Below are 14,098 nucleotides of genomic sequence, written 5' to 3'. Positions count from 1 at the left end.
TTCGCCGGTGCGCCGCCCCGGCCGTCCTGTGGTGACGGCGCCGTGGCGGTAAAGCGGGCGGTACATGCGCAAGCGGTAGCACCTACGAACACAACTACATTTTCTGGATTGGATCTACGACCATGTCGAACGTGATTGAGAACCTCGGCAAGCTGGACCGCAAGGTGACCCTGGCCATCCCCAAGGCCGAAGTGGAGAAGGAAAAGCAGGAGCGCCTGGTTCGCCTGTCGAAGACCGTGAAGATGTCGGGCTTCCGTCCGGGCAAGGTGCCGATGAAGATGGTCGAGAAGCAGTACGGCCAGCAGGTCGAGTTCGAAGTGCGCTTCGACAAGGCCGCACGCAAGTTCTTCGACATCACCAAGGAACAGGACGTCAAGGTTGCCGGCCAGCCCAAGTTCGAGATCAAGAACGAAGGCGTGGGCGAGGACGAAGTCGCATTCGACGCCACCTTCGAGGTGTACCCGGAAGTGACCATCGGCGACCTGTCGGCCGCCGAAGTCACCCGCACCGGCACTGAAATCACCGATGCCGAAGTCGACAAGACCATCGACATCCTGCGCAAGCAGCGCGTGCACTACCACGCCCGCGGCGAAGCCGGCGAGCATGGCGACGGCGGTGCCGACGTCACCGCCCAGAACGGCGACCGCGTGACGCTGGACTTCGTCGGCAAGATCGACGGTGAAGAGTTCGCCGGCGGCAAGGCCGAGGACTTCCCGTTCGTGCTGGGCGAAGGCCGCATGCTGCCCGAGTTCGAGCAGGCCGCGCTGGGCCTGAAGGTCGGCGAAAGCAAGACCTTCCCGCTGGCCTTCCCGGAGGACTACCACGGCAAGGAAGTGGCCGGCAAGACCGCCGAGTTCACCGTGACGCTGAAGAAGATCGAGTGGGCGCACCTGCCGGAAGTCAATGATGCCTTCGCCAAGTCGCTGGGCATCGCCGACGGCAGCGTCGAGAAGATGCGCGCCGACATCCGCGAGAACCTCGAGCGCGAAGTGAAGCGCCGCACGCACTCCATGCTCAAGGACCAGGTCATGGAAGCGCTGCTGAAGGCCAGCGAGCTGGACGTGCCCAAGGCCCTGATCGAGCAGGACCAGGAACGCCTGGTGGAAATGGCCCGCCGCGACCTGGAGCAGCGTGGCATGCCCAACGCCAAGGACATGCCGATCCCGGCCGAGATGTTCGCGCAGCAGGCCGAGCGCCGCGTCAAGCTGGGCCTGATCCTGGCCGAGATCGTCAAGGCCAACGGCCTGGAGGCCAAGGCTGACCAGATCAAGGCCGAGATCGAGGATTTCGCCAAGAGCTACGAAGACCCGAAGGAAGTCATGCGCTGGTACTACGGCGACCAGCAGCGCCTGGCCGAAATGGAAGCCTACGTGCTCGAAAACAACGTGGTAAATTTCGTGTGCGGCAAGGCCAAGGTCACCGACAAGAAGGTGTCCTTCGAGGAACTCACCGCCGAAGGCAACCCGCAGCAAGCCTGAGGCCGGAAGTGACCCGCAGCCCCGTGCCACGGCGCGGGGCGGGGCAGCTTCCCGAGTTACCCCGGATTGCCTTGCGATCCGACGAATCCATGGAGAACATGCATGACCCGCAATGATTTGCTTGACCGTCTCGCCACCACGCAGGCTTCGGCACTGGAAACCCAGGGCCTGGGGCTGGTGCCGATGGTCGTCGAGCAGTCCGGCCGGGGCGAGCGCGCCTATGACATCTACTCGCGCCTGCTGAAGGAGCGCGTGGTGTTCATGGTGGGCGAGGTCAACGACCAGACCGCCAACCTGGTGGTGGCCCAGCTGCTGTTCCTCGAGAGCGAGAACCCCGACAAGGACGTGTCGCTGTACATCAACTCGCCGGGCGGTTCCGTATCGGCGGGGCTGGCGATCTACGACACCATGCAGTTCATCAAGCCGGACGTGTCCACGCTGTGCATGGGCATGGCGGCAAGCATGGGCGCGTTCCTGCTGGCGGCTGGCGCCAAGGGCAAGCGTTCGGCGCTGCCCAACTCGCGCATCATGATCCACCAGCCGCTGGGCGGCGCGCGCGGCCAGGCCTCGGACATCGAGATCCAGGCGCGCGAGATCCTGTACCTGCGCGAGCGGCTCAACACTATCCTGTCCGAGGTGACGGGCCAGCCGGTCGAGAAGATTGCGCGCGATACCGATCGCGACAACTTCATGAGCGGCGACCAGGCAGTTGACTACGGCCTGATCGACAAGGTCCTCGCCCGCCGCGGCTGATGCAGCGGGCCGCCGTGGCGCAATCTGCAGCGGCGGCCGGCCAGGCTGGCACGGGCTCAAATGGCGAAGGCTGCACCGGAACGAGGCCCCGTGCCTCGTTTTTTGCTTTTGCCCCACAGCCGGGGGGAACCGCCGGTGGTGCCAATTGTTTTGGCGTATGATGCGTTTGAAGCGTATCGCTGGGAGCCTGTCGCCCCGCGGTGTGCGCCCTGCATAAGTGACTGATTCCTATGGCGGACAAAAAAGGTTCATCCAGCGAAAAGCTTCTGTACTGCTCCTTCTGCGGCAAGAGCCAGCATGAGGTCAAGAAGCTGATTGCCGGCCCGTCGGTGTTCATTTGCGACGAATGCATCGACCTGTGCAATGAGATCATTCGCGACGAGGCCACGGCATCCGAGAAAGACGCCGCCGCGGCCGCGCGCTCGGACCTCCCCACGCCCCACGAGATCCGCGAAAGCCTGGACCAGTATGTGATTGGCCAGGAACAGGCCAAGAAGATCCTGGCCGTGGCGGTCTACAACCACTACAAGCGCCTCAAGCACCTCGGCAAGAAGGACGATGTCGAGCTGTCCAAGAGCAACATCCTGCTGATCGGGCCGACCGGCTCGGGCAAGACGCTGCTCGCGCAGACGCTGGCGCGCCTGCTCAACGTGCCGTTCGTGATCGCCGACGCGACCACGCTGACCGAAGCCGGCTACGTGGGCGAGGACGTCGAGAACATCATCCAGAAGCTGCTGCAGAACTGCAACTACGAAGTCGAGAAGGCGCAGCGCGGCATCGTCTACATCGATGAGATCGACAAGATCTCGCGCAAGTCCGACAACCCGTCGATCACCCGCGACGTGTCGGGCGAGGGCGTGCAGCAGGCACTGCTCAAGCTGATCGAAGGCACCATGGCATCGGTGCCGCCGCAGGGCGGCCGCAAGCATCCGAACCAGGACTTCCTGCAGGTGGACACGACCAACATCCTGTTCATCTGCGGCGGCGCCTTCGATGGCCTGGAGAAGGTCATCATGCAGCGCTCGGACAAGACCGGCATCGGCTTTGCCGCGCAGGTCAAGAGCAAGGAAGAGCGCGACGCCAGCGAGGTGCTGCCGCAGACCGAGCCGGAAGACCTGATCAAGTTCGGCCTGATCCCCGAACTGATCGGCCGCTTGCCGGTGGTCGCCACGCTGTCCAAGCTGGACGAGGCCGCGCTGATGCAGATCCTGGTCGAGCCCAAGAACGCGCTGGTCAAGCAATACCAGAAGCTGCTGGCGATGGAAGGCGTCGAGCTGGAAATCCGCCCGGGTGCGCTGAGCGCCATCGCCCGCAAGGCGATCCGCCGCAAGACCGGGGCCCGCGGCCTGCGTTCGATCCTGGAGCAGTCGCTGATGGACGTCATGTACGACCTGCCCAACTACAAGGGCGTGCAGAAGGTGGTGATCGATGAAAATACGATCAACGGCGATGCACCTCCGCTGCTGATGTACGAAGAGCAGCAGCCCAAGGTGGCGGGGTCCAACTGACGCGAGGGCTGCCAGACGTGGTAAGTGGTCGGGACCACACCGGCAGCCGGGCGAAAAGGCCGTTCGCGTAGAAGCGAGCGGCTTTTTTTGTTTATTTCTACCGACGAGAGGGAGGAAACGCGGGTATGCTGTTTCAGAGGGGCCAGCAAGTGCAGGGAGCGGCATCTGCCTGCCTTGATGAATCGATTGGCACGTATCTTGTAATCGATTCGGGCGGCCCAATTTACGCCTTAAATGACTGACTTGGGGAAAATGATGTCCGGAACACAACTCCTCCCGGCCGAGCCGATTCGCCTCCCACTGTTGCCGCTGCGCGACGTGGTGGTGTTTCCGCACATGGTGATCCCGCTGTTCGTGGGACGCCCGAAGTCCATCAAGGCGCTTGAGACTGCGATGGAGGCGGGCAAGAGCATCATGCTCGTGGCCCAGAAGACGGCGGCCAAGGACGAGCCGACCGCCGACGACCTGTATGAGGTCGGCTGCATCGCCAATATCCTGCAAATGCTGAAACTGCCCGACGGTACCGTGAAGGTGCTGGTCGAGGGTACCCAGCGCGCGAATATCCGCGAGGTGAGCGAGGACGATGCGCACTTTATGTGCGAAGCCGTGCCCGTGCCGCCCGCACCTGGCGAAAGCGCCGAGACCGAGGCCCTGCGCCGCGCGATCGTGTCGCAGTTCGACCAGTACGTGAAGCTCAACAAGAAGATCCCGCCCGAGATCCTGACCTCGCTGTCGGGCATCGACGAGGCAGGCCGCCTGGCGGACACCATCGCCGCGCACCTGCCGATCAAGCTCGAGCAGAAGCAGAAGATCCTGGAGATGGTCAATGTGACCGAGCGCCTGGAAAGCCTGCTGTCGCAGCTCGAGGGCGAGATCGACATCCTCCAGGTTGAAAAGCGCATTCGTGGCCGCGTCAAGCGCCAGATGGAGAAGAGCCAGCGCGAGTACTACCTGAACGAGCAGGTCAAGGCCATCCAGAAGGAACTGGGCGAGGGCGAAGAAGGCGCCGACCTGGAAGAACTCGACAAGCGCATCAAGGCTGCGCGCATGCCGAAGGAAGCCAAGAAGAAGGCCGACGCCGAATTCAAGAAGCTCAAGCTGATGTCGCCGATGTCGGCCGAAGCCACCGTCGTGCGCAATTACATCGACACGCTGGTGAACCTGCCGTGGCGCAAGAAGAGCAAGGTCAACAACGACCTGGCCAACGCCGAGCGCGTGCTGGAAGAGGACCACTACGGTCTGGAGAAGGTCAAGGAACGTATCCTGGAATACCTCGCAGTGCAGCAGCGCGTGGACAAGCTGAAGGCGCCGATCCTGTGCCTGGTCGGCCCCCCCGGCGTGGGCAAGACCTCGCTCGGCCAGTCGGTGGCGCGCGCCACGAACCGCAAGTTCGTGCGCATGGCGCTGGGTGGCGTGCGCGACGAGGCCGAGATCCGCGGCCACCGCCGTACCTACATCGGCTCGATGCCAGGCAAGATCCTGCAGAGCCTGTCCAAGGTCGGCGTGCGCAATCCGCTCTTCCTGCTCGACGAGATCGACAAGATGGGTGCGGACTTCCGCGGCGATCCGTCGTCAGCGCTGCTCGAGGTGCTGGACCCGGAACAGAACCACACATTCCAGGACCACTACATCGAAGTCGACTTCGACCTGTCCGACGTGATGTTCGTGGCGACGTCGAACTCGCTGAACATCCCGCCGCCGCTGCTCGACCGTATGGAAGTGATCCGCCTGTCGGGTTACACCGAGGACGAGAAGGTCAATATCGCCCAGCGCTACCTGCTGCCCAAGCAGATCAAGAACAATGGTCTGAAGGCAGGCGAGATCGAGGTCGCAGAAGATGCGATCCGCGACATCATCCGCTACTACACGCGTGAAGCAGGCGTGCGTTCGCTGGAACGCGAGGTGTCGAAGATCGCTCGCAAGGTGGTCAAGCTGCTGCTGCTGAAGAAGGAGTCGGGCACGATCAAGGTCGATTCCGAGAACCTGGACAAATTCCTCGGTGTGCGCAAGTACGACTTCGGCCTGGCCGGCAAGGAAAACCAGGTTGGCCAGGTGACCGGGCTGGCGTGGACCGAGGTGGGTGGCGACCTGCTGACCATCGAAGCCGCGATCATGCCGGGCAAGGGCAACATCACCCGCACCGGTTCGCTGGGCGACGTGATGAAGGAGTCGGTCGAGGCTGCCCGTTCGGTGGTGCGTTCGCGGGCACGTCGCCTGGGTATCACGGATGAGATGTTCGAGAAGCGCGACATCCACATCCACGTGCCCGAAGGCGCCACGCCCAAGGACGGCCCGTCGGCAGGCGGTGCGATGACCACCGCGCTGGTGTCGGTGCTGACCGGCATTCCGGTGCGTGCGGATGTGGCCATGACCGGCGAGATCACGTTGCGCGGCGAGGTGCTGCCGATCGGCGGCCTCAAGGAGAAGCTGCTGGCGGCCCACCGGGGCGGCATCAAGCTGGTGCTGATCCCCGAGGATAACGTCAAGGACCTGGCCGAGATCCCGGACAACGTCAAGAACGCCATCGAGATCGTGCCGGTGCGCTGGATCGACAAGGTGCTGGAACTGGCGCTCGAGCGCAAGCCCGAGCCGTTGTCGGAAGAAGATGCCAAGCCCGCCGAAGTGGCGGACAAGGCCGCGGCCAAGGTGGAGCGTTTGCATCACTGACACAGCTTTGGCCGCATGAATGAAACGCCGCGGGGCAGCGATGCCCGGCGGCGTTTTTTTGCGTGCGCAGGCCTTGGCAAACCGAAATCACCTGTATTACACTTGCGCCCTCGCAACGCAAACCACGGCAACTGCCGCGAGGTGTGGAGCGATCAGCAAGTTGCAGGCAGCCAGCCTGTGATGGTCGAGCGGGTGCTTAGCTCAGTTGGTAGAGCGGCGCCCTTACAAGGCGTAGGTCGGGGGTTCGAGCCCCTCAGCACCCACCACGCTTGACTAACAAAATCAAGGACTTAGAGCGATCTAAGTCCTTTTTTGTTGGTATTTTCATCTCCCTCGGCCGAGCCGCGCGCTAAATTGCTGTTCCGCCGTTGCTCGGCATGGCGCTCCCGGCCGGAGTTTTCCCGCATCCCACAGATAAGCGCCATTCGCTCCCGATGTTGCGCGCGCTCTGGGCAGTTTTTTCAGGCCTGGCCCGGCACTGCACGTACGATTTCCCCGCATTCCCGCGCGAATGAGCGCATATGGGACGTGCACAGCAGCACGGCCCAGTGTCGTGAGCCTGGCGCGGAACTTGCTGAACTAGTCAGAAAATCGACTGCGGACACCGACATGGACAGCGTGGAAGTGATCGTCGATGCGATGCGCAAGCTCGTTGGCGAAGGTGACGACCTGGCGTGGTGGCAAGGCGCCGTGCGTGCCGCCATCATCTTCGTCGGCACTTGGGCGATGCTGCGGTTGGCCGGCAGGCGGGCCTTCGCGCAAAAGACATCGTTCGACCTGTGCATCATATTGCTGCTGGGCGCGGTGTTGTCGCGCGCCGTGGTCGGCGCCGCTTCGTTCGCGGTGGCGTTTTCCGCCGGGCTGGCATTGGTGCTTCTGCACCGGGTGGTGGGCTGGCTGTCGAGCCGTTCTCCGGCATTCGACCGCGCCACTGGCGGCCACGCGCTGGACCTGCTGCGCGAAGGGGAACTGGACCGGGAGCGCGTGAGCCACGCAATGCTGACCGAGGAAGACCTCAAGGCCAACCTGCGTGCGACGCTTCAGACCGACAGCTTCGACGACCTTACCCGGGTGGTGCTGGAGCGCGACGGCAAGGTGACGTTCGTGAAGGGGCGCGGCGGAGACGGCCGCGTACCCGCAGCACCGGCCACGCCTGCTGTATCGCGCAGCAACGGAGTGTCTGTGCAGGCGTCGGAGGCGCAGCGATGACGCTTGGGGAAAACAGCAGCGACAACGGCAGCATTGCGCGCTATTTGCTGCGCCACCATTTGCATGTGGTCACGGCGGAATCCTGTACCGCGGGGCTGATCGCCTCGCGCATTGCCGAGGTGCCGGGTTGCGGCGATGTCTTGCACTGCGCCATCGTGGCGTATTCGCCCTCGGCCAAGGAACAGTTGCTGCACGTGCCGCCTGAGACCATCAGGCGTCACGGACTGACCAGCGAGGCGGTCTCGCTGGCGATGGCGCTGGGCGCCATGGAGATCACCGGCGCCGACCTCGCGATCGCCAACACCGGCGTCGCCGATGACGGCGGCGATGGCGATATCCCGGCGGGTACGCAGTGCTTTGCCTGGGTGTTCCGCCGCCACGGCCATGCGGCGCGCGATGTGCTGCGGAGCACCGGGGGTATTGCCGCGTTCACGGAAACGCGGCGCTTTCCGGGGACGCGTAACGCCGTACGCGAAGCCGCTGCCGACTGGGCGCTGGCTCGCATTTGCCATTACCACGAACAGGCGCAGCGCGGGCAAGGCCACTGCGGCGCGCGCGCATAAAGCGCCGGAAGGCCCGGACGGCGCGCTGGCAGCCCCGGAAAGAGACCCAGCCTTGGATAGTGCTCTCCCGACTAATGGTGCCGACAAAGCGTTGCGCACGGTATTGCGCGAGGCCGGGTTGCGTTATGTCGATGACAGTATGCCGGGCATCGGGCGCCGCCGTCAGGGCGGCGGCTTTGCCTACATCGACGCCAATGGCAAGCGCGTGGACGATGCCGCCACGCTGGCACGCATCGCTGCGCTGGCGATTCCTCCTGCCTACGAGGAAGTGTGGATCTGTGCGAACCCTGCGGGCCACCTGCAGGCGACCGGGCGCGATGCGCGCGGCCGCAAGCAGTATGTCTACCACCCTGAGTGGAGCGCGCTGCGCGATTCGGACAAATACGCGCGGTTGCCGGCCTTCGGCAGCGTACTGCCCCGCTTGCGGGCGCGCGTCGCGCGCGACCTGCGCCGCAACGGCATGCCGCGCGAAAAAGTGGTCGCGGCGGTGGTGCAACTGCTCGACGCCACGCTTGTGCGCGTGGGCAGTCCGCAATATGCGAGGCAGAACCGCACCTACGGCCTCACCACGCTGCGCCGCCGCCATGTCACCGTGCGCGGCAGCCGTCTGCGTTTCCAGTTCACTGGCAAGAGCGGCATTACCCACGACGTATCGGTCAACGATCCACGCCTGGCCCGCATCGTGCGCAATTGTGCCGACCTGCCAGGCCAGTGCCTGTTCAAGTATCGCGACAGCGACGGCGAGATCCGCGAGGTCGGATCCGCCGACGTCAACGCCTACCTGCAGCAGGCGACCGGCGGCGACTTCACTGCCAAGGACTTCCGCACCTGGGCGGGCAGCGTGCATGCGCTCGCGCTGCTGCGCGCGACCGGCGCGGACGGCGAAGCAGCGCGCAGGAAGTGCGTGGCCGAGGTCATCAAGTCAGTGGCCCAGCGCCTGCGCAACACCGTGGCGGTGTGCCGCAAGTGCTATGTCCATCCGGCGGTGATCGAGGCCTTCATCGACGACGGATTGCAGGACTGCGCGCGCGTCGCCATCGTCAGCCGCCTGCGTGCCGACGAAGCACGGCTGCTGAAGCTGCTTGCAGAACGGGCCAGGACTGCACAGGGCGTCCCGCGGTGAGCCTAGGGCTGGACGTCCGGCCGGAGGATGGCGACTCAGTATGAGAATAGCCCAGCAGCCACAGGGCAGGGCGCTCCGATTCAGCGCTGCGAAGGAATGTTGCCGCCGTCGACGATGACCTCGGTGCCGGTGACGTAGCTGGCCTCGTCCGACAGAAGGAAACGGACCACTCGCCCGATCTCCGCGGGGGTGCCGAGGCGGCCCAGTTGGATGCGGCGCTCGAAGGTGCCTTCGGGCAGGGCATCGATGGCAGGTTGAAGCATCGGTGTGTGGATCTGTCCGGGAGAGACGGCGTTGATGCGGATGCCGTCGCGGCCCAGGCTGTCCGCGAGCGAGCGCACCAGCGAGAGCAGGCCGCCCTTGGAGGCGGAGTAAGCCGGAATCAGGGCGTTGCCCAGCGTGGCATTGATCGACGCGATGCCGACGACTGCCGCGCCGGGTTGCGCGCGCAGCTCAGGCAGCATGGCCTGCACCAGCAGGGCCATGGCGCGCAGGTTGACATCAAGCACGGCGTCCCAGCGCGCCTGTGTGAGGCCGTCGATCCCGCTCTGGTCCACCACGCCGGCGGCATGCACCATGCCGCCCAGCGCCGGCAGGGCGGCGCGGGTACGGACCAGCGCGTCTTCCAGGCCGGCGGGGGCGCGCAGGTCGATGCCGAGCCCGAAGGTGGGCACGTCATAACGTTCGGCGAGCGCCGCGGCGACGGCACGTGCCTTGTCCTCCTGGATATCCCAGATGGCGACCGGCCGGTTTACCGCGGCCAAGGCCGCCGCGCAAGCCTCGCCAATGCCGGACGCGCCGCCGGTCACCACGACCGCACTGGCCGGCGTGTTGAGGGCCACGCGAAAATCGCCGGTGGCAGGGTGTTGGATCGTCACTGGATGTCTCTCCCGGATGTCATGTTGTTGGCGCAGCCGCGGTAGACGCGGCTGATATGCGCATTGTTTCCGGTCACGCCGGATGCGACATAGTCCAAATGGACCAAAACAACCGCGCCCGAGACGATTTTCCGCCATGGCACCCTGCGGCCGGGGCGATGCGTCTGCTCATCGTGCCGTCAGCTCGCTGAGTGGCGTCGGCACGTCGTATTCACCTCAATCGAGCGGAATGATGCTGTGCAGGACGGTTTGCACCAGCGCCGCCTGGCGGGTCACGCCAGTCTTGGAGAACACGGCACGCAAATGCGCGCGCGCGGTATTGCGGCGGATCTCGAGTTCCTGCGCCGCTTCGTCCAGTGACAGGCCCTGGGTCAGCAACAGTACGAGCGACGCCTCCGTCCGGGTGAAATCGAACATATTGCGCAGTAGTTCGGCCGACCCCAGTGCCTTTTGATCGGGGTCGCGGATAAAGACCGCCACCGCGGGCTGGCGCGGACGCTCGGACCACTTCTGCGAGGCGATGGAACGCACCAGCAGTCCCAGCCGGGCGCGGTCGCCCTTGCGCGGCACCGACAGCCCGAGCGGGATGCCGGGCTGCGCCGAGTCTCGCAAGGCGATGGCCTGGCGGACCAGGGCCTGCAGCTTGCGGTTTTCCTGCGCCGAGTCGGCCATCAACTGGCCGTTGCAAACCACCAGACCATCCTTTTCCGCCAGCAGGGCGTCGGCCATGCCATTTGTGGTAAGGACCTGGCCGGTGTCGTCCAGGATCACCGAGCCGATCAGCAAACTGTCGACCGTGCCGGCGTAGAAGCGCCGCTCCGACTCGGTCGTGTTGAGGTTGGCGTGGATACGTACCGCGCGCTCCAGGTGCGGCACGATGCGCCGGCACAGCGCCTTGTCGGCCTCGGCGAAGCGCTCGCTGCCATGTGGGCGGCAGATTCGCAAGCGGCACTCCACACCATGCTCGGCGCGGATGTGGACGGCGGGCGTAGCACCAGGGTCACGTAGTTAGCGGCCAGCAGGTGTCGCAGCGCATCGAGCAGCGACTGCCATGGGATATCAAGCAGCGGGCCGTCGTACACCAGCCCGATCAGATCGCTGATCTCGTCCATGCCGAGTGCAGGGCGGCCAGGTAGCTGTGCGTCGATCCATTGAAGGCTTGTCATCGGTGCTCTCTCAAATCTGCGGCGCAATGCGGTCGGGGCATTGCGCCAGTCCGGCCGTCGGCGACCGGCGATCGGCTGGAAATGGTATTTGCTTCTCCATGCGGTGGTAGTGGGTGTTTTCCCCGGGCACCGGGCCGGGGACGCCTGTCGTGCTTGCCCAAGGCAATGCCAACCGCGGGCGTAGCGGGTGGGCTGCGGGGCTGTCTGCAGGAACTGCTGCGCTTCCATGTCTCCTCCGTGATGGCTGTTTGCCTGACGGACTAGATTCAACCGTTTCTGGAGCGACATGGAGGAGCGTCCGTGCGCGAATCTAGTCTGTTGGGACTATTTCCCTCCGCACGGGACCATGCCCGTGAAGTGGCCCGGCCAGAAGAATAGGGCCATGAGCGCGGGCCATGGCCGAGCGCTTTGCGGCCGAGGGCGCGGAGGTGGTCGTAATAGACCGCGACGCCGGCGCCGCGCAAGCGACGCTCGACATGATCTGCGGCGAGGCGCACGGCATGGCGCGCGGTTGCGACGTCGCGGACAGTGCGGCGGTGGGGCGGCTGCACGAGGAGGTCGCGATGCGCTGGGGGCGGCTCGACATCCTGGTCAACAACGCAGGCATTGGCCAGGTGCCGGGAGACGGCTTCGAGCACTACCAGGTGCGCGCGGCCGAGCGCGGGCGGCAGCTGGCAGCCGGCGAGACGCCCACGGTCTATACCGACATGATCGTCGACCTCAACGATGCCGGCTGGCAGCGCGTGGTGGATGTGAATCTCAACGGCACGTTTTATTGCTCGCGCGAGGCGGTACGGCTGATGACGCACGCGGGGGTGGGCGGCGCCATTGTCAATATCGCCAGCGTCTCGGCGCTGAGCGGCGAAGGGCCTCTCAGCTATTGCGCGTCAAAGGCGGCCGTGCTCGGCCTCACCCGCTGCCTGGCGCGCGACCTGGGCCCGCGTGGCATCCGCGTCAACGCGATCTGCCCGGGGCCCACGCGCACGCCGATGATGCAGTCCATCAGCGAGGAATGGGCGCGCAGCCTGGAGCGCGCGATCCCGCTGGGGCGCATGGCCGAGCCGGAAGAGATCGCGGCGGCGGCACTGTTCCTGGTTAGCGGAGACGGCATGCAGATGACGGGCCAGACGCTGTCCGTCAGCGGCGGCATGGCAATGATTTAACGGCGCAGGCGCGACGGCGACGCGTTCGGGTCGTTGTCCTGCCTCGATGGAAGGATAAAAGGGAGAGCAGCATGCGAGTAACGGGACGTTTGCAGGACAAGGTGGCGCTGATCAGTGGCGCTGGCACGGGGATCGGCGCTGCCACGGCTGCGCGCTTCGCGGCCGAAGGGGCGAGGGTGATGCTGTGCGGGCGGCGTGAGGCGCCGCTGCGCGCCGTGGCCGAGGAGATCCGGTCGCGCGGCGGCGAGGCTGCGTGGATTCAGGCCGATGTCACCAACGAGGCGGACGTGGAGCGGGCGGTGGCGCAGACCGTCGCGCAGTTCGGCGGCCTGCATGTCATGGTCAATAACGCGGTCAACTATACCTGGGGCGTGCTCGACGAGGTCAGCACGCAAGCCTGGCGGCAATGCCTGACCGGTAGCCTGGACGTCGCCTTCTTCGGCACGCGCGCGGCGCTGCGCGTGATGAAGGCGGCCGGCGGCGGCGCCATCGTCAACCTGGGTTCGGTGGCGGGCCTGCTTGGCAGTCCGGGATTGTCGGCCTATGGCGCGGCCAAGGCGGGCGTGCTCAACTTCAGCCGCGCCGTGGCGCTCGAGGGCGCAGCCCACAACGTGCGCGTCAACGTGGTGATTCCCGGTGTGGTCTGGAGCGAGGGCACGCGCGAAGCGCTTGCCAGCGAGGAGGTCGCCCGAGATACCGCACGCGCGGTGCCGCTGGGGCGCGTGGGCGAACCGCACGAGGTGGCCGGCGCCATCCTGTTCCTGGCGTCGGACGAGGCTTCGTATATCACCGGGCAGAGCCTGGTAGTCGATGGCGGCAAGACCTGCCGGCTCGACGTGGGCGCAACCGACTACGTGTCGGAGCCGTCAGCCGAGCGGCGCGCCGCGCCGCAGGCAAGCTGAGCGCACCCCACTGAATGAGCAAGGAGAGGCAAGTGGCATCAGACATGGAATCGATGCAGGCCCGACTCGATCGACTCGAGTCGGTCAACGAAATCCGCATGCTGCCGGCCAAGTATGCGCTGGCGCTCGATATGCGCGACCTCGATGCCTGGACCAGCCTGTTTCCCGAGGACGTGGCGGTGGGCAAGGACCAGGTGGGCCGCGAGCACCTGCGGCGCTGGATAGACGAGACCCTGCGCAACCAGTTCACGGTGACCTCGCATCATATCGGCGGACACATCATCGAGTTCCAGGATGCGGACCATGCGAGCGGCGTGGTGTATTCGAAGAACGAGCATGAGACCGGCCCGGAATGGGTCATCATGCAAATGCTCTACTGGGACGACTACGAGCGCATTGGCGGCTGCTGGTATTTCCGGCGACGGCTGCCATGCTATCTCTACGCGAGCGACCTCAACAAGCCGCCCATCGGCGACAAGAAGATGCGCTGGCCGGGCCGTGAGCCCTATGAGGGTTCCTGGCATGCACTGTGGCCCTCGTGGAAAGCGTTCTGGAACGCCAAGCCGAATGAAGCGCTGCCCGGCGTCGCCGAGCCGGTGCCGCTGGATCGCTTTCTCGAGTCGATGCGTCGCGGTTCGTCACTTCCCAAGGTCCGCACGCGCTGACGCAATGCCGAAACCGATCAAGG

The 14,098-nt window shown here is 65.2% G+C and carries 12 protein-coding genes and 1 tRNA gene; 11 read left to right on the top strand and 2 right to left on the bottom strand.

The window, feature by feature from the left end:
* The first annotated feature begins 122 nt into the window (after positions 1-122).
* The 8 genes from tig to AC3WLE_RS21265 all read left to right on the top strand — a co-directional run bounded on the left by tig (position 123) and on the right by AC3WLE_RS21265 (position 9,301).
* The gene (gene tig / locus AC3WLE_RS21300; protein ID WP_492351949.1) at positions 123-1,478 is read left to right on the top strand and encodes a trigger factor; all 1,356 of its coding nucleotides are present in this window, start codon (positions 123-125) and stop codon (positions 1,476-1,478) included.
* Between the two features lie 102 nt (positions 1,479-1,580).
* Entirely contained in the window at positions 1,581-2,231 is a 651-nt protein-coding gene (gene clpP, locus AC3WLE_RS21295) for an ATP-dependent Clp endopeptidase proteolytic subunit ClpP (RefSeq protein WP_011615108.1), read from the top strand.
* A 230-nt stretch (positions 2,232-2,461) separates the two neighbouring features.
* Positions 2,462-3,739 carry an ATP-dependent Clp protease ATP-binding subunit ClpX gene (gene clpX / locus AC3WLE_RS21290; RefSeq protein ID WP_010810087.1) on the top strand — a complete coding sequence of 426 codons (1,278 nt, stop codon included), beginning with the start codon at positions 2,462-2,464 and terminating at the stop codon, positions 3,737-3,739.
* Positions 3,740-3,994: 255 nt separating this feature from the next.
* Positions 3,995-6,406: an endopeptidase La gene (gene lon, locus AC3WLE_RS21285; RefSeq protein WP_492321400.1), complete on the top strand. Its 2,412-nt coding sequence runs from the start codon at positions 3,995-3,997 to the stop codon at positions 6,404-6,406.
* A 190-nt stretch (positions 6,407-6,596) separates the two neighbouring features.
* Positions 6,597-6,672 (top strand) — tRNA-Val (locus tag AC3WLE_RS21280).
* Between the two features lie 343 nt (positions 6,673-7,015).
* On the top strand, positions 7,016-7,615 hold the full coding sequence (locus AC3WLE_RS21275; protein WP_492321401.1) for a DUF421 domain-containing protein: 600 nt from the start codon (positions 7,016-7,018) through the stop codon (positions 7,613-7,615).
* A complete protein-coding gene (locus tag AC3WLE_RS21270; protein WP_492321402.1) occupies positions 7,612-8,178 on the top strand; it encodes a CinA family protein in 567 nt (188 codons plus the stop codon). The genes AC3WLE_RS21275 and AC3WLE_RS21270 overlap by 4 nt, the downstream gene beginning before the upstream one ends.
* Positions 8,179-8,230: 52 nt before the next feature.
* On the top strand, positions 8,231-9,301 hold the full coding sequence (locus AC3WLE_RS21265; RefSeq protein WP_492351950.1) for a DNA topoisomerase IB: 1,071 nt from the start codon (positions 8,231-8,233) through the stop codon (positions 9,299-9,301).
* Positions 9,302-9,381: 80 nt separating this feature from the next.
* Here AC3WLE_RS21265 and AC3WLE_RS21260 read toward each other — a convergent pair whose 3' ends face one another.
* Together AC3WLE_RS21260 and AC3WLE_RS21255 are read right to left on the bottom strand one after the other, a co-directional pair.
* Positions 9,382-10,179 carry an SDR family NAD(P)-dependent oxidoreductase gene (locus AC3WLE_RS21260; RefSeq protein WP_492356303.1) on the bottom strand — a complete coding sequence of 266 codons (798 nt, stop codon included), beginning with the start codon at positions 10,177-10,179 and terminating at the stop codon, positions 9,382-9,384.
* Between the two features lie 216 nt (positions 10,180-10,395).
* Positions 10,396-11,124, bottom strand: a complete 729-nt coding sequence (locus tag AC3WLE_RS21255; protein WP_492356302.1) for a helix-turn-helix transcriptional regulator — start codon at positions 11,122-11,124, stop codon at positions 10,396-10,398.
* 616 nt (positions 11,125-11,740) lie between these two features.
* On the opposite strand from AC3WLE_RS21255, the gene AC3WLE_RS21250 reads away from it, so the two are divergent.
* The 3 genes from AC3WLE_RS21250 (at position 11,741) to AC3WLE_RS21240 (ending at position 14,075) form a co-directional block, all read left to right on the top strand.
* Positions 11,741-12,508, top strand: a complete 768-nt coding sequence (locus AC3WLE_RS21250) for an SDR family NAD(P)-dependent oxidoreductase (protein ID WP_492351952.1) — start codon at positions 11,741-11,743, stop codon at positions 12,506-12,508.
* A 71-nt stretch (positions 12,509-12,579) separates the two neighbouring features.
* Positions 12,580-13,410, top strand: coding sequence for an SDR family NAD(P)-dependent oxidoreductase (locus AC3WLE_RS21245; protein ID WP_492351953.1), 831 nt, complete (start codon positions 12,580-12,582; stop codon positions 13,408-13,410).
* Positions 13,411-13,442: 32 nt separating this feature from the next.
* Positions 13,443-14,075, top strand: coding sequence for a nuclear transport factor 2 family protein (locus tag AC3WLE_RS21240; RefSeq protein ID WP_492351954.1), 633 nt, complete (start codon positions 13,443-13,445; stop codon positions 14,073-14,075).
* Positions 14,076-14,098: the final 23 nt, after the last annotated feature.

The sequence above is a fragment of the Cupriavidus sp. FW306-1B-F12B genome, from assembly GCF_058781795.1.
This window is presented reverse-complemented; position numbering and strand designations above follow the sequence as displayed.